The 23538-nt window shown below is 60.5% G+C and carries 17 protein-coding genes; 12 read left to right on the top strand and 5 right to left on the bottom strand.

Annotation, left to right across the window (positions count from 1 at the left end):
- Positions 1–31 precede the first annotated feature (31 nt).
- From EHO01S_RS12600 to EHO01S_RS12590, 3 genes are all read right to left on the bottom strand, one after another.
- Positions 32–1198: a porin gene (locus EHO01S_RS12600; protein WP_024524290.1), complete on the bottom strand. Its 1167-nt coding sequence runs from the start codon at positions 1196–1198 to the stop codon at positions 32–34.
- Positions 1199–1823: 625 nt separating this feature from the next.
- Positions 1824–2615 carry a DUF2076 domain-containing protein gene (locus tag EHO01S_RS12595; RefSeq protein WP_024524289.1) on the bottom strand — a complete coding sequence of 264 codons (792 nt, stop codon included), beginning with the start codon at positions 2613–2615 and terminating at the stop codon, positions 1824–1826.
- A 148-nt stretch (positions 2616–2763) separates the two neighbouring features.
- A complete protein-coding gene (locus EHO01S_RS12590) occupies positions 2764–3777 on the bottom strand; it encodes an aminopeptidase (protein WP_024524288.1) in 1014 nt (337 codons plus the stop codon).
- A gap of 369 nt (positions 3778–4146) precedes the next feature.
- On the opposite strand from EHO01S_RS12590, the gene EHO01S_RS12585 reads away from it, so the two are divergent.
- The 6 genes from EHO01S_RS12585 to EHO01S_RS12560 all read left to right on the top strand — a co-directional run bounded on the left by EHO01S_RS12585 (position 4147) and on the right by EHO01S_RS12560 (position 8054).
- Positions 4147–4473 carry a DUF3561 family protein gene (locus EHO01S_RS12585; protein WP_024524287.1) on the top strand — a complete coding sequence of 109 codons (327 nt, stop codon included), beginning with the start codon at positions 4147–4149 and terminating at the stop codon, positions 4471–4473.
- A gap of 120 nt (positions 4474–4593) precedes the next feature.
- Positions 4594–4962: a FlxA-like family protein gene (locus tag EHO01S_RS12580; RefSeq protein ID WP_024524286.1), complete on the top strand. Its 369-nt coding sequence runs from the start codon at positions 4594–4596 to the stop codon at positions 4960–4962.
- A gap of 233 nt (positions 4963–5195) precedes the next feature.
- Positions 5196–6065, top strand: a complete 870-nt coding sequence (gene lgt / locus EHO01S_RS12575) for a prolipoprotein diacylglyceryl transferase (protein WP_024524285.1) — start codon at positions 5196–5198, stop codon at positions 6063–6065.
- A gap of 27 nt (positions 6066–6092) precedes the next feature.
- Positions 6093–6887: a thymidylate synthase gene (thyA, locus tag EHO01S_RS12570; protein ID WP_024524284.1), complete on the top strand. Its 795-nt coding sequence runs from the start codon at positions 6093–6095 to the stop codon at positions 6885–6887.
- A gap of 136 nt (positions 6888–7023) precedes the next feature.
- Entirely contained in the window at positions 7024–7506 is a 483-nt protein-coding gene (locus EHO01S_RS12565) for a prepilin-type N-terminal cleavage/methylation domain-containing protein (protein WP_024524283.1), read from the top strand.
- Entirely contained in the window at positions 7452–8054 is a 603-nt protein-coding gene (locus tag EHO01S_RS12560) for a prepilin-type N-terminal cleavage/methylation domain-containing protein (RefSeq protein ID WP_232238259.1), read from the top strand. The genes EHO01S_RS12565 and EHO01S_RS12560 overlap by 55 nt, the downstream gene beginning before the upstream one ends.
- A gap of 44 nt (positions 8055–8098) precedes the next feature.
- Here EHO01S_RS12560 and EHO01S_RS19335 read toward each other — a convergent pair whose 3' ends face one another.
- Positions 8099–8266, bottom strand: a complete 168-nt coding sequence (locus tag EHO01S_RS19335; RefSeq protein WP_232238260.1) for a hypothetical protein — start codon at positions 8264–8266, stop codon at positions 8099–8101.
- A gap of 142 nt (positions 8267–8408) precedes the next feature.
- Here EHO01S_RS19335 and EHO01S_RS19330 point away from each other — a divergent pair, with 142 nt between their 5' ends.
- The 5 genes from EHO01S_RS19330 to recD all read left to right on the top strand — a co-directional run bounded on the left by EHO01S_RS19330 (position 8409) and on the right by recD (position 20599).
- The gene (locus tag EHO01S_RS19330; RefSeq protein WP_232238261.1) at positions 8409–8792 is read left to right on the top strand and encodes a prepilin-type N-terminal cleavage/methylation domain-containing protein; all 384 of its coding nucleotides are present in this window, start codon (positions 8409–8411) and stop codon (positions 8790–8792) included.
- A gap of 73 nt (positions 8793–8865) precedes the next feature.
- Positions 8866–12249, top strand: a complete 3384-nt coding sequence (gene recC, locus EHO01S_RS12545) for an exodeoxyribonuclease V subunit gamma (protein WP_024524280.1) — start codon at positions 8866–8868, stop codon at positions 12247–12249.
- A gap of 64 nt (positions 12250–12313) precedes the next feature.
- Entirely contained in the window at positions 12314–15199 is a 2886-nt protein-coding gene (gene ptrA, locus EHO01S_RS12540; protein ID WP_024524279.1) for a pitrilysin, read from the top strand.
- Positions 15199–18759: an exodeoxyribonuclease V subunit beta gene (gene recB, locus EHO01S_RS12535; protein ID WP_024524278.1), complete on the top strand. Its 3561-nt coding sequence runs from the start codon at positions 15199–15201 to the stop codon at positions 18757–18759. The genes ptrA and recB overlap by 1 nt, the downstream gene beginning before the upstream one ends.
- Positions 18749–20599, top strand: a complete 1851-nt coding sequence (gene recD / locus EHO01S_RS12530) for an exodeoxyribonuclease V subunit alpha (protein ID WP_024524277.1) — start codon at positions 18749–18751, stop codon at positions 20597–20599. Before recB ends, recD begins: the two co-directional genes overlap by 11 nt.
- 8 nt (positions 20600–20607) lie before the next feature.
- Here the strand turns inward: recD and argA are convergent, their stop codons facing one another.
- Positions 20608–21933: an amino-acid N-acetyltransferase gene (argA, locus tag EHO01S_RS12525; RefSeq protein ID WP_024524276.1), complete on the bottom strand. Its 1326-nt coding sequence runs from the start codon at positions 21931–21933 to the stop codon at positions 20608–20610.
- A 235-nt stretch (positions 21934–22168) separates the two neighbouring features.
- On the opposite strand from argA, the gene amiC reads away from it, so the two are divergent.
- Positions 22169–23431, top strand: coding sequence for an N-acetylmuramoyl-L-alanine amidase AmiC (gene amiC, locus EHO01S_RS12520; protein WP_024524275.1), 1263 nt, complete (start codon positions 22169–22171; stop codon positions 23429–23431).
- Positions 23432–23538: the final 107 nt, after the last annotated feature.

Below are 23538 nucleotides of genomic sequence, written 5' to 3'. Positions count from 1 at the left end.
CATGGGAGGCCCTTTTTGATGGCATACCGGATCAGAAGCGGTACTTCAGGCCCAGTCCTAGGATATTGTCGGTGGGGACACTATTGCTGCGAGCGAACTCGTTGTCTTCCAGCAGGTTTATCTTGTAGTCGATATAGGTCACCATATTCTTATTCAGATTATACTCAGCGCCGATATCGACATAGTTGACCAGGTCGCCGTCGGTAACGCGGTCGTCTGCCGTCTGTAGATCGGTGCCGCGTGAGTAGAGATAACCGATGGAGGGGCGCAAGCCGAAGTCGAACTGATACTGAGCGACCACCTCGAAGTTCTGTGTCTTATTGGCGGTCTGCTTATGGTCCTTACCCCAAGGGGTCATGTTGCGCGTCTCGGCGTACATGGCGGCCAGGTAGAGCGAATTGGCGTCATACTTGATCCCCAGTGTCCAGGCCTCGGCGCGCTCACCACCTGCTCCGCCGGCCTCGCTCGACTGGTAGAGGCTGCGATCCGAGCCGCTGTAGGCCGCGGCCAGCGATACCCCGAACTCGCTGTCGTAGCTGACGGAGATCCCGACGCCGTCGCCGTTATCTTTATTGGCGCTGGCCTTGTCACGGTTATTAGTCCCGGTCTGTTTGACGATTTCAATATCGCTCGTGGCGGGATTTTCCCGTACGATCAAACCCGACCCTTCGTTTTTCCCCTGATATTGCAGGGCAAAGTTTAATCCCTCGACCAGGCCGAAGAAGTCGCTGTTACGGTAGGTGAGCAGGTTATTGGCACGACCATTCATAAAGTTGTCGTTGTAGGTGTAGCTGTCGCCGCCGAAGATCGGCATCATATCGGTGTAGGCTTCGACATCGTAAACCACGCCATAATTGCGCCCATAGTCCAGACTGCCGATGTTGCTGAACTTAAAGCCGGCGAAAGCGACACGGGTCTTGCTGACCTGTGCGCTGCCTTCCGCATTGCTGGCATTAGCCTGATACTCCCACTGCCCATAACCGGACAGGTCTTCGTTGATCTGGGTCTCGCCAATGAAGCCGATACGGGCATAGGTGTCATTCCCTTTGTCATCTTTGGCATCGGCGAAGAAGAAGCGGGAAGAAACCTGGCCATACAGGTTTAGCTTATTACCATCCTTGTTATACAACTCTGCGGCGTGCGCGCTCGCCATTGCCAGCAAGGTAGGAATAACCACTGCAAGGTATTTATATTTCATATCTTATCCTTGATATACATAATAAATCATTATGGTGAGGGTTTATTATGAAACGGTTAAAAACCAAGGGCAGGATAATCGCGCGACCAGTAAAATGGCACGATCGTTCAATGCAAACTTATTACATGATGTAATTTTTACGAACGTCGTCGTAATTAGATAAATAGATTTTAATTATTACTCTGCGATTGAATTTATTTTATCAATTTAATATTAATATCTTATTTCTTATTTTTGAACATATTAAATAATTATCAATATTATCATTTGTTTTTATTGGTTTTATTTTGTTTGTCGCTAATTAATATTTTATTTTTATTTTTTTATACATATGCATAAATATTAATGTGTTTTACGCAGTCGCTACTGTGGGTTAAGGTGGGGGAGAATGATTAGTAGTATTTTTCCTTATCATCATAAATTCCGAATAACAAATAAAATAGAGGTGTAACGCTGTGTTAGTGTCAGAATAATATTTGGATAAAACCGCGAGTGCGGTGTTGATGATGCTAATGTGAAAAGCCGTATTATGCGGATTAATCTATTTTGATTTACATTTTGTTACATTGGTGATGCTAAGTGGAGGAGAGGAGTCCCTCCTCCGAGAAGAAGACGTGCGAGGGGATTAGAAGAACGAGGCGTCGTCGTCGTCTCCGCCGCCAAAGAAGCCACCGTCCTGTTGATCGGCGAACCCATCGTCTTGACCGAAACCGCCGTTGTTATCCTGGCGCCAATCGGCGTTCTGCCAGTCGGCGTCGTTCTGGCCGTTATCCTGGTTGTTATCTTGGCTATCGTCAGCGGCGTTGTTGGCCTGAGTGGCGTTATCACTGTTGGTGGCGTTATCGGCGGCTGGTGTCTCATCGATGATGTTGACGATCTCTTCCGGACGGCTCTGGTGGAACAGGCCGGTCAACATATTGGCCATCACCATCCCCCCGGCAACGCCAGCGGCGGTCTGCAAGGCACCACCAAGGAAACTGCCGGCACGTGAAGGCGCGCTGGGCTGGGCCGGTGCCGCATAGCCCTGCGCCGGTTGCGTGTAGCCCGGTTGCGCGTAGTTGGCGGCACCAGGGATTGGCTGGCTACCCAGGTTGCTGCGCGTCGCGGCGGGGGCGGCGCCCTGTGGTGCACTCTGTCCCCCGCCAAACAGGCCAGCCAGGAAGCCACCGCTGCTGCGCGGTTGGCTCTGCAACTGGTTCACTTGTTGCTGCAACTGTTCGACCTGTTGATTCAAGCGTTTGAGCGCCGCCTCTTGGATCAGCATGGCCTGCGCCATGTAGTAGGGCGCGGCGGGTTGCTTGCTCAAGCAAGCCTGGATCAGGCGTTCAGCCTCGGCATCGCGTGGACCGCTGCCGGCTTCGGCCTGTTGCAGGCGGGAAAAAAGACCTTCAATGATACGTTGTTCTTCAGTTTGCATAATCTGCCTCGACACTGCGCCTAAAATAATGGGGCGCGGACCCGCGCCGCGCCTGTGCGATCATAATGTAGGGGTGCTTTACGCCAATGCAATCCCTCTTTACGCAAAGCGACACGGCTTGCGATTTCTCGACAATTGTTGGCGGCACTTAATCGGCCAGTTGCTCCAGCAAGGGCAACAAGATCTTGACCCCCTCGCGGGTGCGGGCCCGGATCCGTCCCGGCAGATGCCGATCCAGATAACTCATGTTGTCATACTGGGGTTGGTGCCAACTGTTCCCCTGGGTAAACAGACGCTCGTGCCGAGTCTGGCGCGCCGGGTGCTGGCTGTCGATGGCGGAGAGCAGCAACAGCGGCAGACCGGCCTGGGAAAACAGCGCCAAGCCTTCGTTCTGGCTGTCGGGGCGGCTTAAGTTCGCGCCATCGGTATGGCAGAGGCTGACGCCCACCCGTTTCGCTACCCGCAATAGGCGAGCGCGGCTCTGTTCGGCGAAAGGCTGGCTACTGCTGCTGACACATAGCCGATCGCCACTGATCAGTGAGTCTAATCCGATGACCAGTAACGTATTTTTCTTCTGCTCTGGGGTCATGCGTGCGAGATAGTTTTCGATGCCTTTTCCCCCCAATTCCTGGGCGCTGAGCGCCAAGAAACGAATGCTGGCATCGGTCTTCACCGTGCGCAGACGCTCGGCCAGCTCCAGCATGACCCCGACACCGGAGGCGTTGTCATCCACGCCTTGCAGCGTTAACCCCCCCAGGTTGCGGTTGACGTCATCGTCGCTCTGCGGTGTAAAGGTATCCAGGTGGGCGACGATCAGGATCTGCTTATCGCTACGCCCCGTCTTGGCTGCGATCACCGAGGTGGCCGTGACGTTATGCCAACTGCTCTTGCCGTTGCTGTCGCGGTAGTGATAGCGAGTCTTAAAATCGCGCAGGTTACTGTCGTAGCCCATCTGGCGAAAGCGTTGATTGACATAGTCGGCCATCATCAGCTCGGCGGGGCTTCCCGCCATCCGACCCGGGAAGTAGGTCGCGATATGGCGTACCTCTTGCTCGGCGATCTTACCGATGGGCTGATGCGTTTGTGCCGAGGCCGGCGCGCAGAGGAGTGCCCCTAGGCAGAAAGCGGCCAGGGAAAGCGAGTATGAGCAGCGGGAAAACATCAGTCGGGCATCCTTTGTATCTGCCGCGGGAGCGTCACCCAGAGGCAGGGAGAGTCATCTGTCACTATTATCTCCCGCATGTGGGGAGTAAACAATTGCTAGCGCCCAAATTCAGACGTACCCGTAGCGCGAGGCCTGGATGGGATGGGCGAGTGCACGGGAGCGCGCGACCAACAATTGGTAACAAATTCGAACGCGCAAATGTTAGACGTTTTTCGCGCCACGGTTATCATCAGAGCCATATGCCAGCATGATGGCCGTAAGGGCTGGCATTGGGCGTCTTGCGCCAGGCTGACACAACCTGGCGTGTGGCGGCGTGGCGGGCGTCCTGCCACTCGACTGAAGACTTTGCTGCCGCAGGATACGGGTATGCTGATGAATGCCGCCGACCGGTCGGCCGATGAACTGAGTAGCGCTGAATACGATGAACCCGCCTACGCCGTGAGCGGCGGCGTCGCCGGCTTCCTCTTCTATTGGCTGGCGTTTGCCCTGCCGTTTGCTGTGTACGGCACCAATACTCTGCTTTTCCTGCTGTATACCTGGCCGTTTTTTCTGGCGTTGCTGCCGTTGTCGGTACTGATCGGCATCTTGCTGAACCGCTGGCTGTCTGGCCGCCTGTTATTTAGCCTGCCGCTCTGTGCCCTGGTGGTGGTGACGCTGTTTTGGCAGACCTTTATCTCCTTAAGCGGTTGGTAAGCGAGGGCATTGTCCTAGGTTCATGCCGCGCGTCGGCTATCAAGTTTTCTCTCTCTTTTCCGATAATGCGTTGGGATGGATATAGTCCGAGACGCCCAAGACACGATTAAGGAAGAGAGTATGACGGTGATTACTATGGCGGCCCCTTCACCTGCGGCGGATACGCAGGGCTGCGGCGTTAGCGTGGCGGCAGACGGTGGTATTGCGGGGCGTATCGCACAGTTACAGAAAGCGATCGCTGGGCTACAGAAGCAACTGGGCAAGCTGGCGGATGCACCGCTGCCGCTGGAGGAGAAGCGGCGCCAGCAGGAGATGATCCAAGATCAGATCAAGATGCTACTGGCTGAGATTGCCCGTCTGCGTCAGCAGGCGAGCGAGGCGCAGCAGCGAGCTGGCAGTATTCCCGCGGTGAACAGCGTCGCGCAGACGCGGCGCGGCGATGGCGTCAACCGCCCTCAAGCAGAGCGGGTGCTCGACGTTTATATCTAGTCTTTTTTGCTTGCGCCGAGGCGACGGCGACGCGTCTCTCTGCGGCGTGAGCGTCTACGCGATAGTGCCCGATGGCGCAGGGGAGCCCGCCTTTCGGTTATGAGCGGCGGGGCGGCGATATGATTTTTTACACAACTTTATCGTTACGCATACACCGGTCATCCCGTCTTCCTATGCTATGATGCGCCTCTTGAACGTATTTCCCCGTTTTTTAGACAGTATTGTGGTGACAGATGACGAATTATCTGCATTTCCCCAGTTTTAATCCGGTGATCTTTTCCATCGGTCCAGTCTCCTTGCACTGGTATGGATTGATGTACCTGGTGGGTTTTGTCTTTGCCATGTGGCTGGCGGTGCGTCGCGCTAACCGTCCAGGGAGCGGCTGGACTAAGGATGAGGTCGAAAACCTGCTGTATGGCTGCTTCCTGGGGGTGTTCCTCGGTGGCCGCATCGGCTATGTTCTGTTCTATAATCTGCCCTTATTCCTCGATAACCCACTGTATTTGTTCAAAGTCTGGGACGGCGGTATGTCCTTCCACGGCGGCTTGATCGGGGTGATCGTGGCCATGTTATGGTTTGCGCGCCGGACTAAACGCACCTTCTTCCAGGTCTCCGACTTCATCGCGCCGTTGGTGCCGTTCGGCTTGGGGGCCGGACGTCTGGGTAACTTTATTAATGGTGAGCTGTGGGGGCGCGTCACGCTGGATACGCCCTGGGCGATGCTGTTTCCCGGATCGAGCAGCGAAGACATGCAGCTGGCGGCCACTAACCCGCAATGGCAAGCGGTGTATAACCATTTTGGCATGTTGCCGCGTCATCCCTCTCAACTGTACGAGCTGTTGTTGGAAGGCGTGGTGCTGTTTGTCATCCTGAACCTATTCATCCGCAAGCCGCGCCCGATGGGCAGTGTCTCGGGACTCTTTCTCGTCGGTTACGGCGCCTTTCGCATCATCTGTGAGTTTTTCCGCCAGCCGGACGCGCAGCTTGGCCTGTTCGATGGGGTGATCAGCATGGGACAGATCCTCTCTATCCCGATGATCATCGCCGGCATCATCATGATGGTTTGGGCCTACCGCCGCCAACCGCGCGCACAAGTATCCTGATTTTTACGTAGAGAGTTTAGAGGTGACATGAAACAGTATCTGGATTTGATGAGAAAAGTGCTGGATGAGGGGACGCCCAAGGCCGATCGCACCGGCACAGGCACCCTGTCGATTTTTGGCCATCAGATGCGTTTCAATCTGCAACAGGGCTTCCCACTGGTCACCACCAAGAAGTGCCACCTGCGCTCCATCATTCACGAGCTGCTGTGGTTTCTCAAGGGTGAGACCAACGTCAAGTACCTGCATGACAACAACGTCACCATTTGGGACGAGTGGGCCGATGAGCAGGGCGATCTCGGCCCGGTGTATGGCAAACAGTGGCGTGCCTGGGGATGCGCTGATGGTCGTCAGGTGGATCAGATCAGCCAGGTGATGGCACAACTGCGTCAGGACCCCGATTCGCGGCGCATCATCGTCTCCGCCTGGAATGTGGGCGAACTGGATCAGATGGCGTTGGCGCCGTGCCATGCCTTCTTCCAGTTCTATGTGGCCGATGGTCGCCTCTCCTGCCAGCTCTATCAGCGCTCTTGTGACGTCTTCCTCGGTTTGCCGTTCAACATCGCCAGCTATGCCCTGTTGGTGCACATGATGGCACAACAGTTGGACTTACAGGTGGGCGACTTCGTCTGGACCGGCGGAGATACCCATTTGTACAGCAATCATCTGGAGCAGACCGCATTGCAATTGAGCCGTGAGCCGCGCCCGCTGCCGCAACTGCGGCTGGCACGCCGTCCGGCATCGCTCTTCGACTATCGTTTCGAGGACTTTATCATCGAGGGGTACGATCCCCATCCGGCGATCAAGGCTCCCGTCGCCATCTAAGGATGCGCATTGTCGTTCATCTCGCTGCAAACGCCGGCCTTGTGCCGGCGTTTTTTATGGCGCTCCGCCGCGTTTTGCCGCCCCGGACGTTGGTCGCTGGCCCGGGACAGCCTAGGCTGGACGCGGGAGGTGTGGAATGCAGGGGGGACAACGGGGTTATACCTTATTGGAGACGCTACTGGTGTGTGCGTTGTTGGCACTGTTGGCCGGCGGCGTGACGCCGTTGTGGATGGAGCGGCGTACGGCAGAGCGGCTGTGGTCGGAGACCCTGCGCCTGCAACGCTATCTGTTGGCATTGCGTGATCAGGCGTTTCACGGCAATGCGGCTCGTCCGCTCTGGTTACGGCGTACGCAGGGCGTCGACTGTCTCGTGGTGCGGGCCGGGGATGACTGCCGAGCCGCGGCGGCCTTTGTGCCCGCACCGCCGTTACGCCTGACGGCGCAACTCTCGCCGCTGGCGGGCTTTTATGGGTTACGCAACACGGCACAGCCCGGTCATGTTCGTCTGAGTGACGCCCGTCAGGCTACCCGGGTGATCTGGTCGGCACAGGGGAGGGTGCGGGTATGCGCAGAGCAGGGGCTGCCGGCGCTGGCTACTTGCAACGCCAGCGCGGAATGAGTCTGTTATCGTTGATGTTGGCGCTGACACTCGGCGCGCTGGTGTTGTCGGCGGCGTTGCGTCTAGTGGGGGAGCTGCGCCGCCAAGGGCTGGCCGCACAACGAGAGCAGCAGCGCAGTGAGGAGGGGGAGGCGCTGCTAGCGCGCGTGGAGAAAGATGTGCAGCGTAGCGGCTTCTGTGCCTCCCCGTGCCGCCGTGCCGCTCCGCCCCTACAGATCGCGGCGGTTGTGGGGGAAGCGCCTGCCTCCTGTGTGCTACTGGCTTATGATCTGGATGGTGATGGGCGTGTCACGCAGACGGAGCGTTTTGGCTGGCGTCTGAGGCAAGGCGCGTTGGAGACGCGGCGTGGCGCAACCGCGTGCCAGGGGAGTGGTTGGGAACGGGTCAGCGATCAAAGCCGCTGGCGCGTTAGCACCTTGACCTTTCGCGCCCTACCCGGCGGGATCGCCATCACCCTGGCATTGGCCGAGCGCGAGCGGGGCGATCCTCCCTGGCAGCAATCGCTGTGGCTGGCGACGCCCAATCGGGCCTCTGGCGCGCGGCGATGAGGTGTGAGATTACGCGCCAACGGGGCGTCGTCGTGCTGGCGACCCTATTGGCCGCCTTGATGTTGGCGTTGGGCTGGGTATTGGCGCAGCAGGCCCAGACGCGCGACCTGTGGCGGCGTCATTTCGCCTGGCAGCGCCACTGGCAGGCCGAGGCGCAGGCCGAACTGTGGCTGGCGCGGGCGCAACGTCTGCCCTGGCGTGCGACTGACCACTGGCGTTGTCGCTCGCTGGATGCACGTTGGCGGGCCTGCTTACGCGCCACGGGGCGCCAGTGGGCGCTATTGTGCATCTGCGGGTGGCCCGAACACCTGGATTACCCGCTCGTGCGTATTCGCTACCTGTGGAGTGAGGATCATGAACACACACGACGCTATCGAGCGGCGTCCGCTGGCTGGCTCGACTATCTTCCCGGCGACGAAGCCTGCCCGCCAACGGGGGAGCGGGCTGTTGGCGGTGATGGTGGCGTTGCTGTTGACGAGTATCGGCCTGTTGGGACTGGTGCAGGCTCAACGCGCCCTGTTACAGAGCCAGCGGCTACAGGTGCAGCGCCTGGAGGCTTGGCGCTACGCCCGCCAGGGGCTGGCGCAGACGGCGTTGCACCAGCCCTTGTCGCCCTTGCCGTCAGGTTGGCGGCGCACGCTTGAGTCTCAGCCCGAGGCGGCGTGTCAGCGGCTGCGTTGTCGGGTCACTACGCCGCTAGGCTATACGGCCAGCCTGGAAAAGTTGATTTGCCCTTGAACGGCGTTCGCGGTAGCTTGAGCGCAAAACCCCACAGGCCGCATCGCAGGGCGGCGCTCGACCCGGAGAGGCTATGTTTACCGTTTATCACTCCAACCAGTTGGATGTCCTCACCCAACTGATGGCGGCATTGATGCAGGGGCAGCCGCTGGACAACCCGCTTGAGCGCGAGGTGATCCTGGTACAGAGCCCAGGGATGGCGCAATGGTTGCAAATGGAGCTGGCGCGTAGCTTCGGCATCGCCGCTAATATCGACTTTCCCCTACCGGCTACTTTTATCTGGGATTTGTTTACGCGTGTGTTGCCGGATATCCCGCAGCGTAGCGCCTTCAGTAAAGATGCGATGACGTGGAAGCTGATGTGGTTGCTGCCCCAGTTCCTGGATCGCCCGGCGTTCGCGTCATTGGCCCATTACCTGAGCGACGACACGGATCGGCGTAAACAGTTTCAACTGGCGGCGCGTATCGCTGACCTGTATGACCAATATCTGGTGTACCGTCCGGCGTGGTTACAGCGCTGGGAGCAGGGGGAGCTCGTCGACGGTCTGGACAGCGCCCAGCAATGGCAGGCGCCCTTATGGGTCGCGCTGCGCGACTACACTGAACGCCTAGGACAGCCGCAATGGCACCGTGCCAACCTTTATCAGCGCTTCATCCAAGCGTTGCAGAAGGCTGAAACGCCACCGGCGGGTTTGCCGCGGCGGGTGTTCATTTGCGGCATTTCGGCCCTGCCTCCGGTCTATCTGGAGGCGTTGCGCGCCCTGGGCGAACATATCGATGTGCATCTGATGTTCACCAATCCCTGCCGCTACTATTGGGGCGACATTCAGGATTATGCCTTCCTCGCCCGGTTACAGAGCCGGCGGCGGCGCGATTTCGTCCTGGCCCAGCGTACGCTGGGCGAGAGTCACAGCCCGCTGTTCCGTATGCCGGAACAGGCACCATCACTGTTTGGTAGCGATGGCGAGCAGATGCTGAGTAACCCCCTGTTGGCCTCTTGGGGAAAGTTGGGCCGCGATCATTTGTATCTGCTGGCGCAGCATGCGCCTCAGGAGGTGAACGCCTTCGTCGATCTGACGCAGGACACCCTGTTACAGCGCATCCAGCGTGACATGCTGGAGTTGGAAGACCATGCCTGCATCGCCGATTCGGCGCAGAAGTTACAGGATAGCCGTCAGAAGCGCCTGCTGGCGCCCGATGATCGCAGCATCAGCGTGCACATCTGCCATAGCCCACAGCGCGAAGTCGAGGTGCTGCACGATTGCCTATTGGATATGTTCGCCGCCGACGCGACCCTTAGCGCGCGCGATGTGATCGTCATGGTGGCCGACATCGACAGTTATGCGCCCTTCATTCAAGCAGTGTTCGGCAATGCGCCGCCCGCGCGCTATTTGCCCTTTGCCATTTCCGACCGCAGCGCCCGCCAACTGCACCCGGTAGTGCAAGCAACCCTGGCGTTGCTCGATCTGCCCAACAGCCGCTTTACCGCCGAACAGGTATTGGCGCTGCTGGAGGTGCCGGCGTTGGCCGCCCGCTTCGCCATCGACGAGGAGGGCATCCGCCGGCTGCGCCACTGGGTCGAGGAGTCGGGTATTCGGTGGGGGTTGGATGACGAGGCGGTGCGCGACCTTGCGCTGCCGGCGACGGGACAGCACACCTGGCAGTTCGGTTTGACGCGCATGTTGCTGGGGTATGCCATGGACAGCCGTTGCGGCGACTGGCAGGGGGTGCTGCCCTATGATGAGTCCAGCGGCAGCATCGCCGAGTTGGCCGGCCATTTGGCGCAGTTCCTGGCGGCATTGCACGACTGGCGTCAGCAGTTGGGACAGATGCAGACCTTGGCGCAATGGCAGCCGCTGTGCCGCGCGCTGTTGGACACCTTCTTCCTCACCGATGTCGACAGCGAGGCGGTCTGCGCGCTGATCGAGCAGCAGTGGCAGCAGGTGCTGGCCGATGGCTTGACGTCGCACTACGATGAGCCTCTGCCGATCGCGCTACTGCGTGACGAACTGAGCGCGCGCCTCGATACGCAGCGCATCAGCCAGCGTTTTCTCGCCGGGCCGATCAACTTCTGCACCCTGATGCCGATGCGTTCCATTCCCTTCAAGGTGGTGTGCCTGTTGGGCATGAACGATGGCGTCTACCCGCGCACCCTGGCGCCGTTGGGCTTTGACCTGATGGCCGGCAAGGTGCAGCGCGGCGATCGTAGCCGGCGCGATGACGACCGTTATCTGTTTCTTGAGGCGTTGCTCTCGGCTCAGCAGCGTCTGTATATCAGCTACATCGGCCGATCGGTACAAGATAATACGACGCGTTACCCGAGTGTGCTGGTCAGTGAGCTGTTGGAGTATATTGCTCAGAGCCACTGTTTGCCCGCCGATCAGCAACTGGATGTCGACAGCAGTGCCGCGCGCGTGACGGCGCATCTGTGCCACCTCCATCCGCGCGTTCCTTTCGACGCCGAGAACTTCGATCCGACTCGTGAATACCAGAGTTATGCCAGCGAATGGCTGCCGGCCGCCAGCGGGCAGGGGATGGCGCCACCGCCCTTTGCTGTCCCGTTGGCACCCCAGGCGCTGGATGCGCTGACCTTGGACGAGTTAATTCGTTTCTATCGCCACCCGGTACGCGCCTTCTTCCAACAGCGCCTCGGCGTCAGTTTCACTCGTGAAGAGAGTGAGCTGCCGGAGGAGGAGCCATTTACACTCGACGCCCTTAGTCGTTACCAGATCAATCAACTCCTGCTTAACCGGTTGATCGCTGGCGAAGAGGTTGCGCCGTTGTACCGCCAGATCCGCGCCGCCGGTACGCTGCCCTTCGGTGCCTTTGGTGAGCTGTGGTGGCAGGCGCAACACACGGAGATGAGCCAGTTGGCCCAGCGCGTCGCGGAGGTATTCCACCCCGGCGAGAGCCTGGAGATCGACTGTACCTTAGCGGGCTGCCGCTTAAGCGGTTGGCTGCCTCAGGCGCAAGCCGAGGGAGTGGTGCGTTGGCGTCCGGCCGAGCTGGGGGCGACGGATGGCCTGGTATTGTGGATTGAGCATCTGCTGTTCTGTTTAACTCAGGGGACGGGGGACAGTTGGATGTTGGGGCGTAAAAATACCGCCTGGCACTTCAGCGGGATCGACGCCGCCCAGGCGGAGCAGGCGTTAACGCAGCTGATCGCCGGTTATCGCCTAGGGATGCAGCAACCGTTGCTACTGACGCGCAGCGGATGGCAATGGCTTAAGTGCTGTTATGATAAGACGACGGCACAGTTGCTGACCGACGAGGCGGTTCTTGCCAAGGCGCGTAGCAGTCTCAGCCAATGCTGGAACGGCGATGCCTTCGCCAGCGGCGAAGGGCAGGATGCCTATCTGCAACGGGTGGTTCGGACGCTGGATGAGGCGGCGTTGCAGGCCATCATCAGCCAGGCGCAGCATTTTTACCTGCCGCTGTTACGTCATAATCAGGCGTGACCTCGCCGAAGGCGCGGGGCGTCACGTAACGGGCGCCGATGACAGAATCGAAAGGGGGAGAAACGTGATACGTAGACAAGGTTCGGTGATAGTCCTCTGGCTGTTGCTGCTGTTTTGGGCGCCATTTAGCCTAGCTGCCGCGGGCTGGCAACCGTTAGCCGAGCACATCAACAAGAGCGCTGGCGATCCGCGAGCCTATCAGGCCATCCGTTTGGACAACGGTATGAAGGTGGTGCTGGTCTCTGACCCACAGGCACCGCACGCGTTGGCGGCATTGGCATTGCCGGTCGGGTCGCTGGACGATCCGGCGAGCCAACTCGGGCTGGCGCACTACCTGGAGCATATGGTGTTGATGGGCTCAAAGCGTTTTCCGCAGCCGGATAATCTGTCAGAGTTTCTCAAGAAGCACGGCGGCAGCTATAACGCCAGCACCGCTTCCTACCGTACCGCCTACTATCTTCAGGTAGAAAACGATGCCTTGGCACCGGCGTTGGATCGGCTGGCTGACGCCATCGCCGAACCGTTGCTGGATAAGGGCAACGCCGATCGCGAACGCCATGCGGTGAATGCCGAGCTGACCTTGGCCCGCTCGCGTGATGGCTTGCGTATGGAGCAGGTGTCTGCCGAGACGCTGAATCCGGCCCATCCCAGCGCCCGCTTCTCCGGCGGTAACCTAGAAACGCTGCGCGATAAGCCGGGCAGCAACCTGCACCAACAGTTGGTGGCCTTTTATCAGCGCTACTACTCCGCCAACCTGATGGTGGGGGTGATCTACGGCGATCAGCCGCTGCCCGCGTTGGCGGCCTTGGCGGTGCAGAGCTTTGGCCGCATTCCGAATCGTCATGCGACGGTGGCACCGATCGAGGTGCCCGTGGTGACGCCGGCCCAGCAAGGCATCATCATTCACTATGTCCCGGCCCAGCCGCGCCGCATGCTGCGTATTGAATACCGCATCCCTAACGATAGCGCGGCGTTTCGCAGTAAGACCGATACCTACATCAGCTATTTGATCGGCAATCGCAGTAAGAACACGCTGTCCGACTGGCTGCAACGCCAAGGACTGGCCGAATCCATCAGCGCCGGGGCCGATCCGTTCGCCGATCGCAATGGCGGTGTCTTTAACATCAATGTCGCCCTGACGGAGAAAGGCGTCGCCGAGCGGGGACGGGTGATCGCGGCGATCTACGATTACCTGCACTTGTTGCGCACCCAGGGCATCAAGCAAAGCTACTTCGACGAGATAGCGCATGTGCTGGCGCTCGACTTCCGTTATCCATCGATCACCCGCGACATGGGGTATGTCGAGTGGTTGGTCGACATGATGCTGCGAGTACCGGTCGCTCATGTGCTGGACGCCCCTTATCTCGCCGATCGTTTTGATCCCCAGGCGATCGCCGCGCGTCTCGACAGCATGACGCCGCAGCAGGCGCGGATCTGGTTTATCGGCCCCGACGAGCCACACAATAAATTGGCCTATTTTGTCGATGCCCCCTATCAGGTTGATCGCATCACGCCGCAGCAACGGGCGCGCTGGCAGCGCGATGGGCGAGAGATTGCGTTGTCGCTACCGGCGCTCAACCCCTATATTCCCGATGACTTCAGCCTGATTAAGCCGGTGAGTCCCGCGCCCACTCTGCCGCAGGTGGTCGTTGATCGCCCGGGGCTGCGCGCATTATCAATGCCGAGCCGCTACTTTGCCGATGAGCCGAAGGCGGACATCACGCTGGCGCTACGCAACCCGCTCGACGCCGATGAGGCGCGCGGTCAGGTGCTGTTCGCCCTGACCGACTACCTGGCCGGGTTGGCGTTAGACCAACTGGCCTACCAGGCCTCTGTCGGGGGCATCGGTTTCTCGACCGGTTACGACGATGGCCTGGTGATCAGCGCCAGCGGCTTCACCCAACGTATGCCGCAACTGTTCAGCGCGCTACTGGAGGGCTACCGTAGCTTCACCCCGAGCGAGGCGCAGTTGGCGCAGGCTAAGTCATGGTATCGCCAGCAGCTTGACGCCGCCGACAAGGCCAAAGCCTTCGAACTGGCGATGCAGCCGGTGCGGGCGCTCTCCCAGGTTCCCTATGCCGAGCGCGCCGCGCGCCGCGCGTTGCTGCCGTCGATCACCCTGGCAGACATCGCGGCATATCGCGCCCGCTTGCTCGAGGGGGCGTCGCTGGATCTGTTAGCGGTGGGCAATCTTTCTGCCGCGCAGGTGAGTCTGTTGGCCGAGCGCATCAGCAAGCAATTGCATACCCAAGGTACTCGCTGGTGGTATGGCCGCGATGTGGTGGTCACCCAGCCGACGGCGGCGACAGTGTATCAAGCGGGTAGCAGCAGCGATTCGGCGCTGGCCGCCGTGTACGTGCCGACCGGTTACGATGAGGTGCAGGGTATGGCGCGCAGTCAGTTGCTGAGCCAGATCCTGCAACCGTGGTTCTACGACCAGTTACGCACCCAGGAGCAGTTGGCCTACGCGCTGTTCGCCTTCCCGACCTCGGTGGGGCGCCAATGGGGGCTGGCTTTCCTGTTGCAGAGTAACAACCGGGCGCCGGATTACTTATATGGTCGTTACCAAGCCTTCTACCGCCAGGCGCAGCAGCGTCTGGCGGCCTTGAGCAAGGCGGATTTTGACCAGTACCGTCAGGCGTTGATCACCCAGTTGCGCCAACGTCCGCAGACCCTCGCCGAGGAGGCGGGACGTTTCCAGAGCGATTTCGCCCGTGGCAATTTGGCCTTCGATACCCGGGATAAGCTGATCGCCGCCATGGGTGCGTTGACGCGCGCCGATCTGCAACACTTCTTCCGCCAGGCGGTCATGACACCGCAAGGGTTAGCGTTGTTGTCGCAGGTGATGGGGCAGAGCGCCCAGGGGCAGTATGCCCAGCCGGCAGGATGGCGTAACTACCCCGACGCCAGCGCCCTGCAACGGACGTTGAAGATCGAGGTCAGCCGCTGATGATTGCGACTCACACGCTGGATCCGCTGGCGCTGCCGTTGCGCGGCGCGCGTCTGATCGAGGCCTCGGCCGGTACTGGCAAGACCTTTACCCTAGCGGCGCTCTACCTGCGCTTGCTACTGGGATTGGGGGAGGAGAACGCGTATCCGCGACCGTTGGCGGTCGAGGAGATCCTGGTGGTGACCTTTACCGAGGCCGCCACCGAGGAGCTCCGTGGTCGTATTCGCAGCAACATTCACGCTCTGCGTCTGGCCTGCCTGCGAGGTGCCAGCGAGGAGCCGCTGTTCAGCGCGCTCTTGGCGCAGATCGCCGATCTCACGCAGGCGGCGGCCTTGTTACTGGCGGCGGAGCGGCAGATGGATGAGGCGGCGATCTACACCATTCATGGCTTTTGTCAGCGTATGCTCAGCCACAACGCCTTCGAATCCGGGGTGTTGTTTCAACAGACGCTGTTGCAGGATGAGTCGCCGCTGCAACGCCAAGCTTGCGCAGACTTCTGGCGGCGCCACTGTTACCCGTTGCCGCAGGCGGTGGCGGCGATCGTCAGCCAACTGTGGAGTGGGCCGGAGGCGTTGTTGGCCGAGCTGCGCCCCTACTTGGCGGGCGAGATGCCAGTGCTGCGTCCCGCCTGTGCACGACAGGAAACGTTGGAGCAGCGCCATCAGGCGCTGATCGCCCGCATCGAGGCGCTCAAGGCGTGTTGGCGTGAGCATGGCGGACAGGTGGCCGCGCTGATCGCCGAGTCTGGGGTGGACAAGCGCAGCTACAGCAGCCGCAACCTGCCTAAGTGGCTGGATGAGATGGCGGTGTGGGCGCAGCAGGAGACACGTGACTACCAGTTACCCGCCGCCATTGAACGCTTCGCTCAGACGACGCTGGAGCAAAAGACCACAAAAGGCAGCGCGCCGCGGCACGCCCTGTTCGCCGCCGTCGAGGCGTTGTTGGCCGAGCCCTTGTCGTTGCGCGACGTGTTGCTGGCGCAGGCGTTGGTCGCCATCCGCGAGAGCGTGCAACAGGAGAAGCGGCGCCGTGCCGAACTGGGCTTCGATGATTTGCTCAGCCGGTTAGTGCAGGCGCTTGATGCGCCGGAGGGGGCCGCCTTGGCCGCCGCCATCCGCCAGCGTTATCCGGTGGCGATGATCGATGAGTTTCAGGATACCGACCCGCAGCAGTACCGCATCTTCCATCATATCTACGGCCCGGCGGCCCCCGCCGAAACGGCGTTGCTACTGATCGGCGATCCCAAACAGGCGATCTATGCCTTTCGCGGCGCGGATATCTTCACCTATCTACAGGCCCGCTCGGCGGTGGAGGCCTGCTACACCCTGGGAACCAATTGGCGCTCGGCACCCGCGATGGTACAGGCGGTGAATCGCCTGTTCACCCTGTCGGCGGCGCCGTTTCTGTTCGACGAGATCCCTTTTCTGCCGGTGGCGGCCGCGGAGAAGAATGCGGGGCATCGCCTGCTGATCGACAATGTGCCGCAGGCGGCGCTGGATCTGTGGCTGTACGACGTCCCCGGCTGTAGCCAGCAGGAGTACCTGCACGTGATGGCGCAACGCTGCGCGACGCAGATCCGCGACTGGCTTAGCGCTGGGCAACAAGGGACGGCGCGCCTGATCGGCGAAGATCAGTGTGCGGAAGGGCGCCCATTGTGCGCCGCCGACATCACCATCTTGGTACGCAGTCGCCATGAGGCGACGGTGATGCGTGATGCCTTGAGTGCACTCAATATTCCCTCGGTGTATCTGTCGAATCGCGACAGCGTCTTCTCTACGGCGGAGGCGCGCGATCTACTGTGGTTGTTACAGGCCATCCTGGCACCGGCTCACAGCCGCACCTTGCGCAGTGCTCTGGCTGTCGGCCTGTTGGGACTGAGCGCCGCCGAGCTGGATGCCTTGAATCAGGACGAGCGGCGTTGGGATGCGGTGGTGGATGAGTTCGATGCCTATCGGCGTCACTGGCAGCGGCGCGGCGTCTTGCCGATGCTGCGTGAGTTGATCGGTCGCCGCCGCTTGGCCGAGAACTTGCTGGCGACGGCGGGGGGCGAGCGCCGCCTGACCGATGTATTGCATCTGGGCGAGTTGTTGCAGGAGGCGGCGCAGCAGTTGGAAAGCGAACCGGCGTTGGTTCGTTGGCTCGCGCAGCAGATCGATAGCCCACAGCCGCAAGCGGAGAGCCAACAGATGCGCTTGGAGAGTGATCGCCATCTGGTACAGGTCGTGACGATCCACAAATCCAAAGGATTGGAGTTTGCCCTGGTGTTTCTGCCTTTCGTCGCCACCTTTCGCCGCCAGCGTCAGGGGGTGTATCACCAACCGCACAGCCTGCAAGCCGTCTGGGATCTGTGTGCGGACGAGCAGGCATTGGCACTGGCCGATCGGGAACGTCTGGCGGAAGATTTACGGCTGTTGTACGTCGCCGTCACGCGCTCCATCTACTATTGTGCGCTGGGCATTGCCCCACTGGTGCTTGGCAATCGCAAGAAGCAAGGGGAAAGCGACCTGCACCATAGTGCATTGGGGTATCTGCTACAGCGCGGCGAGGCCTGCGATGCCGAGGGGCTGCGTCAGGCGTTGGCGGCCTTACAAGATGACGATATCCGCCTGACGAGTCTGACGCCCGTTGACGGCGCGGTGTGGCAAGGCACGCCCGCATCGGAGCGAACCTTGAGCGCCAAAGTCTTCCCCCGCTCGTTGCGCGATACTTGGCGGGTGACCAGTTATTCTGCGTTGCAACAACATGGCCAGAGCGGTAGTTACCTGGAGCTATTGCCGCATCTGGACATCGATGCCGCCGGCGAACGACGCGCTGAGCCAGCGCCGCTGCTGGACGCCCATCATTTCCCGCGTGGCGCGGCGCCGGGTACGTTTCTACACAACCTGCTGGAGGCGTTGGACTTTACCCAGCCTATCGATGAATGCTGGCTGGCCGAGCGCTGCCAGGCACAGGGTTTGCCAGCCGAGTGGGTACCGGCGTTGGCGCACTGGCTGCGGCAGATCCTCCAGACGCCGTTGGATGAACAGGGGTTGGCTCTGAACCAACTGCCCCCCACGCATTGCCAGCCCGAATTGCAGTTCTACCTGCCGATTGCCCGCCCGCTCGATCCCATACGCTTGGATGCCTTGATCCGTCGTCACGATGCGCTGTCGGCCCAGTGTCCCGCGTTATCGTTTAATCAGGTCGACGGTATGCTGAAGGGGTTTATCGATCTGGTGTTTTGCCATCATGGACGCTACTACCTGCTGGACTATAAGTCTAACTGGCTGGGCGAGACGGACGAGGCTTACAACGACGCGGCGATGGCGGCGGCGATGATGACGCACCGCTACGACTTGCAGTATCAGCTGTATAGCCTGGCCCTACACCGCTACCTGCGCCACCGTCTGGCCGACTATGACTACCAGCGCCACTTTGGCGGCGTATTTTACTGTTTCCTGCGCGGCATGACGCGCGCGGTGCCAGGGCAGGGGGTCTTCTCCTGTCGTCCCTCATTGGCATTGGTGACGGCGCTCGATCGTCTGTTCGCCGGGGAAGAAGGAGACGACGATGTGCGATGAGCTGCTCTCTTCGTTGGCGCAGCAGTACAGCCTGCGCCCCTTGGATGTGCAATTTGCCCGTCTACTGGCGCCGCAACAGCCCCATCTGGCACTGGCGGCGGCGTTAGTCAGCCTGGAGCTGGCGGCGGGGCACGTCTGCCTGCCGTTGGCGGCGTTGAGCGCGGCGGCATTGCATCGGCGCTTCCCCGCGCAGGCCGATGCGTGGTCCACCTTACTCGCTGATTGGGATGAGGCGCGCTGGCAGACCTATCTGCTAGCGCAACCTTGCGTCAGCCTCGGTGAGCGGGCGACCCCGCTGGTGGTGAGCCACGGCAGTCTGTATTTACAACGTCTTTGGCAGGACGAAGGAACGGTCGCGGCGTTTTTCGCCACGGCCTGCGCCGCGCATGACGCGGATAACCCGCAACTGGCCGCGGTGTTGGCGCGCCTGTTTCCGCGTAGCGAGCGGCGCTCGCCGGACTGGCAACAGGTGGCGGCGGCGGTGGCGGTGACGCGCCAGGTAGCGGTGATCTCCGGCGGCCCGGGCACCGGGAAGACCACTACGGTGGCACGTCTGTTGGCGGCCTTGGTCGCGTTGGCGGCCGATCGTCCGCCGCGCATTCAGTTGGCGGCGCCGACCGGCAAGGCGGCGGCGCGCTTGAGCGAGTCGTTAGGCCAGGCATTGGCGCGTCTGGCATTACCGCCGTCACAAGCCGCGGCGATGCCGCAGGAGGCGTTGACTCTGCACCGCCTGTTGGGCGCGCGGGCCGACAGTGCGCGTTTACGGTATCACCGCGACAACCCGCTCCATCTGGATGTCTTGGTCGTCGACGAGGCGTCGATGGTCGATCTGCCGATGATGGCGCGCTTGATCGAGGCATTGCCGCCGCGGGCGCGTTTGATCCTGTTAGGCGATCGCGATCAGTTGGCCTCTGTCGAGGCGGGGGCCGTGTTGGGTGAGTTATGCCGTTTCGCCGAGTATGGTTTCAGCGCCCCACGCGCCGCTGAGTTGAGTCGCTTGTGCGCCGCGCCGATCCCCGCCGGACCGGCGCAACCAGCGCATGCCTTGCGTGACGCCATCAGCTTGTTGCGCCATAGCTACCGCTTCGCCGCCGACTCGGGGATCGGTCGTCTGGCGCAGGCGGTTAATCAGGGTGAGCGGCGCGCGGCGTTGGCCTGTCTGGCGGCGGAATCCAGCGATTTGCGTTGGTGTGAGATGGTACAGGATGACGACTACCTGGCGTTATTGGCTTGCTGTCTGGCGGGCTACCGGCCGATGCTGGAGGGGATCCGCGCGGGACAGGAACCGGCCCAGATCCTGGCGGCGTTTGCCCGTTTTCGCCCGCTATGCGCCCTACGGGAGGGGCCGTTCGGCCTGCATGGCTTGAACGAACGCATCGCCTTGACGCTGCAACGCGCCGGTCTGTTGCAGCGCGCTGCGGGCGACAAGGCATGGTATGCCGGGCGCCCGGTGATGATCACCCGTAACGACGCCAGTCAGAAACTGTTCAACGGCGATATCGGCATCACCTTAGGTGACGAGCAGCAGGGCTGGCAGGTGTGGTTTATCACGAGCGATGGCCAGATGCGAGCAGTGCAGCCTAACCGTCTGCCGCCGCATGAGACGGCCTGGGCGATGACGGTGCATAAGTCGCAGGGCTCGGAATTCGACCATACCGTGTTGGTGTTGCCAAGCCAACCCTCGCCAGTGGTGACGCGAGAACTGGTGTATACCGCCATCACCCGCGCGCGCTGCCAACTGACGGTATTCGCCACCCGGGCGGCGTTGGAGCGTGCCATCCGCACGCCGACGGAGCGCCGCAGCGGACTGATGGCCCGTTTGCTGGCGGCGGCGCAGTGAGCGGACGACTACAGTTCAGTCAATAAGATCTTAGAGCGGCGCTGGTAGTTGTACAGCGCCTGCTTCTGTTGTGGCAGCAAATCGACCTCCACCGGACGGAAGCCGCGCTCTTGAAACCAGTGGATGCTGCGTGTGGTCAGCACGAACAGCTTCTCTAATCCCATCTGGCGCGCTTGGCTGGTGATGCGTTGCAGTAATTGCTCGCCGCGCGCCGAGTTACGGTATTCCGGATGCACTGCCACGCAGGCCATTTCGCCCATGCGCTCCTGCTCAAAGGGGTAGAGGGCGGCGCAGGCAATGGTCATGTTATCGCGTTCGATCAGGGTGAAGCGCTCGATCTCGCGTTCCAACTGTTCGCGCGAACGGCGCACCAGGATCCCCTGTTGCTCCAATGGGCGGATCAGCGCCAAGATCCCGCCGATATCGTTGATATTGGCGCGGCGGATCTGCTCGGCGCTTTCCATCACGATCTGGGTGCCGATGCCGTCGCGGGAGAACAACTCTTGCAACAACGCGCCATCTTCTCGGTAGCTGATCAGGTGGCTACGCCGTACCCCGCTGCGGCAGGCATTGATCGCGCCGCGCAGGAAGCGCGCTTCGCCTTCGCCCGCCAATCCTTCGCGCGCCAGCGTGGCGATGCGCTGCTCCGCCTCGTTAGGCAGCAGTTCGGAGAGGATGGCACCGTCGTCGCCACGCACTCCCTGTTCGGCACAGAAACCGATCAACTTCTCTGCACGTAACTTGATCGCCAGATGGGTGGCGATTTCCTCGCTGGTCAGATTAAAGCTTTCGCCGGTGACCGATACCGCCACCGGGCCGAGTAGGACGATGGCGCCGGCGTCTAATTGACTGCGCAGGGCGGCTTCGTCGATGCGGCGGATGCGTCCGCTGTGACAGTAGTCGACGCCGTCGTCTACGCCCAAGGGTTGTGCGATGACAAAGTTACCGCTGACGACATTGATGTGGGCGCCGGCCAGCGGGGTGTTGTTTAGGCTCATCGATAAGCGGGCGGTGATGTCCAGTTGGAGCTGACCGGCGGCCTGTTTGACCAGTTCCAGGGTGCGTGCATCGGTGACGCGGGTCTGCTTGTGGTAGCGCGCTGGCAGCCGCTGTTGCTGGAGCAAGGCATCGATCTGTGGTCGAGCACCGTAGACCACCACCAGCCGGATCCCGAGGCTATGTAGCAGGGCGATGTCGTTGATGATACCGGCGAAGTTGTCGCCGGCGATCGCCTCCCCACTCAGCATGATGATGAAAGTCTTACCGTGGTGGGCGTTGATATAGGGTACAGAGTGACGAAATCCCTGAACCAGTTCGGTGCTGCGCTCCTTCATGCTCACCTCTTTTGCATTTTTATTCGATTAAATCGTATTTTTATTCTGTTATTGTACAAAAGGCAAGCGGCAAATCGTCGTCGTACAGCGCTGGGCGGCGAGCAAGGACATAGATTGTTAAATTGTTGCTTGGATTTTCTGATGACATCCCTGGAGGGTTTCGCTAAAGTTTCGCCGGTCTTTTCCCGGTGCAGGGGTGCCGGAGCGGTGTTGTAGCGTGATTCCTTGGGGTTACATGACAGATTCCAACCATAGCCTAACGCGTCGTCGCCTGTTACAGGCCGCGGCGGCCACGTGGTTTCTTAGCGTCAGTCGCGTCGGTTTTGCCGCGGCGGCGCAGGTGATCGCCGTGCGTGTATGGCCATCGTCGACCTATACCCGTGTTACGTTGGAGTCGAGCCAACCGCTGAAGTACAAGCAGTTTGCCCTCAGTAACCCCGATCGCATCGTGGTAGACATCCAGGGCGTGCACCTCAACAGTGTACTCAAGGGCATCGGTCACCAGGTACAGGGCGGCGATCCCTACCTGAAGACGGCCCGCGTGGGGCAGTTCGATCAGGATACGGTGCGCCTGGTGTTGGAATTGAAGCAGAACATCAGCCCGAAGGTATTCACCCTCGCCCCCTTCGCCGAGTTTAAAAATCGTTTGGTGGTCGATCTCTATCCGGCCGCCGGCTCACCCGCCGCGCGTACGGAAGATGAAGACGATCCGTTACTGGCCCTGTTAGAGGATTACAACAAGGGCGATCTGGAGCGGACCCTGCCCAAAGCGGGGCCGCAGAAGGGAAAGGCGGGGCGCGATCGCCCCATCGTCATCATGCTCGATCCCGGACATGGCGGCGAAGATCCCGGCGCCATCGGCAAGAATCGTACGCGGGAAAAGGACATCGTGCTGAAGATCGCCCACCGTCTCAGCGCGTTGATCAAGCGTCAGCCCAACATGCGGGTCTACATGACCCGTTACGAGGACGTTTTCATTCCGCTTAAGGTACGGGTAGCCAAAGCCCGCAAACAGCGTGCCGATCTGTTTGTCTCCATCCATGCCGATGCCTTTACCAGCCGGACGGTGCGCGGTTCGTCGGTCTTCGCCTTATCAACCAAAGGAGCGACCAGTGCCGCGGCGCGCTATCTGGCGCAGACCCAGAACGAGTCGGATGAGATCGGTGGGGTCAGCCGCAGTGGCGATCAGTATCTGGACCATACCATATTCGATCTGATGCAGACCGCCACCATCAACGATAGCCTGAAGTTCGGACGTGAAGTGCTGAATCGTCTGGCTAAGGTGAACAAACTGCATAAGAATCGCGTCGATCAGGCCGGCTTCGCGGTGCTGAAAGCCCCCGATATCCCCTCGATCTTGGTGGAGACGGCGTTTATCAGCAACGTCGAGGAGGAGCGGCGCCTGCGTACCAGCGCCTTTCAACAGCAGGTCGCCGAGGCGATCTTGGCCGGGATTAAGGCTTACTTCGCGAATGGTGGACAGCTGGCGAAACGGTGATGGCGCGCCGTCGCCTCAGCGGCAGCCGTATGCATTAAGGCGGGCGTGTTGTTACCGGATAACCAATACAAAAAAACACCCATGAGGGTGTCGATTGGTTTTGACGG

It is taken from the genome of Edwardsiella hoshinae NBRC 105699 = ATCC 33379 (assembly GCF_000474215.1).
Lineage (GTDB): Bacteria > Pseudomonadota > Gammaproteobacteria > Enterobacterales > Enterobacteriaceae > Edwardsiella > Edwardsiella hoshinae.
This window is presented reverse-complemented; position numbering and strand designations above follow the sequence as displayed.

Excerpts from the sequence above, each read along its gene's own strand:
- amiC (WP_024524275.1), top strand. The coding sequence starts at position 22,169 with ATGACAGATTCCAACCATAGCCTAACGCGTCGTCGCCTGTTACAGGCC.
- EHO01S_RS12595 (WP_024524289.1), bottom strand. The coding sequence starts at position 2,615 with ATGCAAACTGAAGAACAACGTATCATTGAAGGTCTTTTTTCCCGCCTG.
- recD (WP_024524277.1), top strand. The coding sequence starts at position 18,749 with ATGTGCGATGAGCTGCTCTCTTCGTTGGCGCAGCAGTACAGCCTGCGC.
- recC (WP_024524280.1), top strand. The coding sequence starts at position 8,866 with ATGTTTACCGTTTATCACTCCAACCAGTTGGATGTCCTCACCCAACTG.
- EHO01S_RS12600 (WP_024524290.1), bottom strand. The coding sequence starts at position 1,198 with ATGAAATATAAATACCTTGCAGTGGTTATTCCTACCTTGCTGGCAATG.
- lgt (WP_024524285.1), top strand. The coding sequence starts at position 5,196 with ATGACGAATTATCTGCATTTCCCCAGTTTTAATCCGGTGATCTTTTCC.
- EHO01S_RS12585 (WP_024524287.1), top strand. The coding sequence starts at position 4,147 with ATGCTGATGAATGCCGCCGACCGGTCGGCCGATGAACTGAGTAGCGCT.
- recB (WP_024524278.1), top strand. The coding sequence starts at position 15,199 with ATGATTGCGACTCACACGCTGGATCCGCTGGCGCTGCCGTTGCGCGGC.
- EHO01S_RS19330 (WP_232238261.1), top strand. The coding sequence starts at position 8,409 with ATGAACACACACGACGCTATCGAGCGGCGTCCGCTGGCTGGCTCGACT.
- EHO01S_RS12560 (WP_232238259.1), top strand. The coding sequence starts at position 7,452 with ATGCGCAGAGCAGGGGCTGCCGGCGCTGGCTACTTGCAACGCCAGCGC.
- thyA (WP_024524284.1), top strand. The coding sequence starts at position 6,093 with ATGAAACAGTATCTGGATTTGATGAGAAAAGTGCTGGATGAGGGGACG.
- argA (WP_024524276.1), bottom strand. The coding sequence starts at position 21,933 with ATGAAGGAGCGCAGCACCGAACTGGTTCAGGGATTTCGTCACTCTGTA.
- EHO01S_RS12565 (WP_024524283.1), top strand. The coding sequence starts at position 7,024 with ATGCAGGGGGGACAACGGGGTTATACCTTATTGGAGACGCTACTGGTG.
- EHO01S_RS12580 (WP_024524286.1), top strand. The coding sequence starts at position 4,594 with ATGACGGTGATTACTATGGCGGCCCCTTCACCTGCGGCGGATACGCAG.
- EHO01S_RS12590 (WP_024524288.1), bottom strand. The coding sequence starts at position 3,777 with ATGTTTTCCCGCTGCTCATACTCGCTTTCCCTGGCCGCTTTCTGCCTA.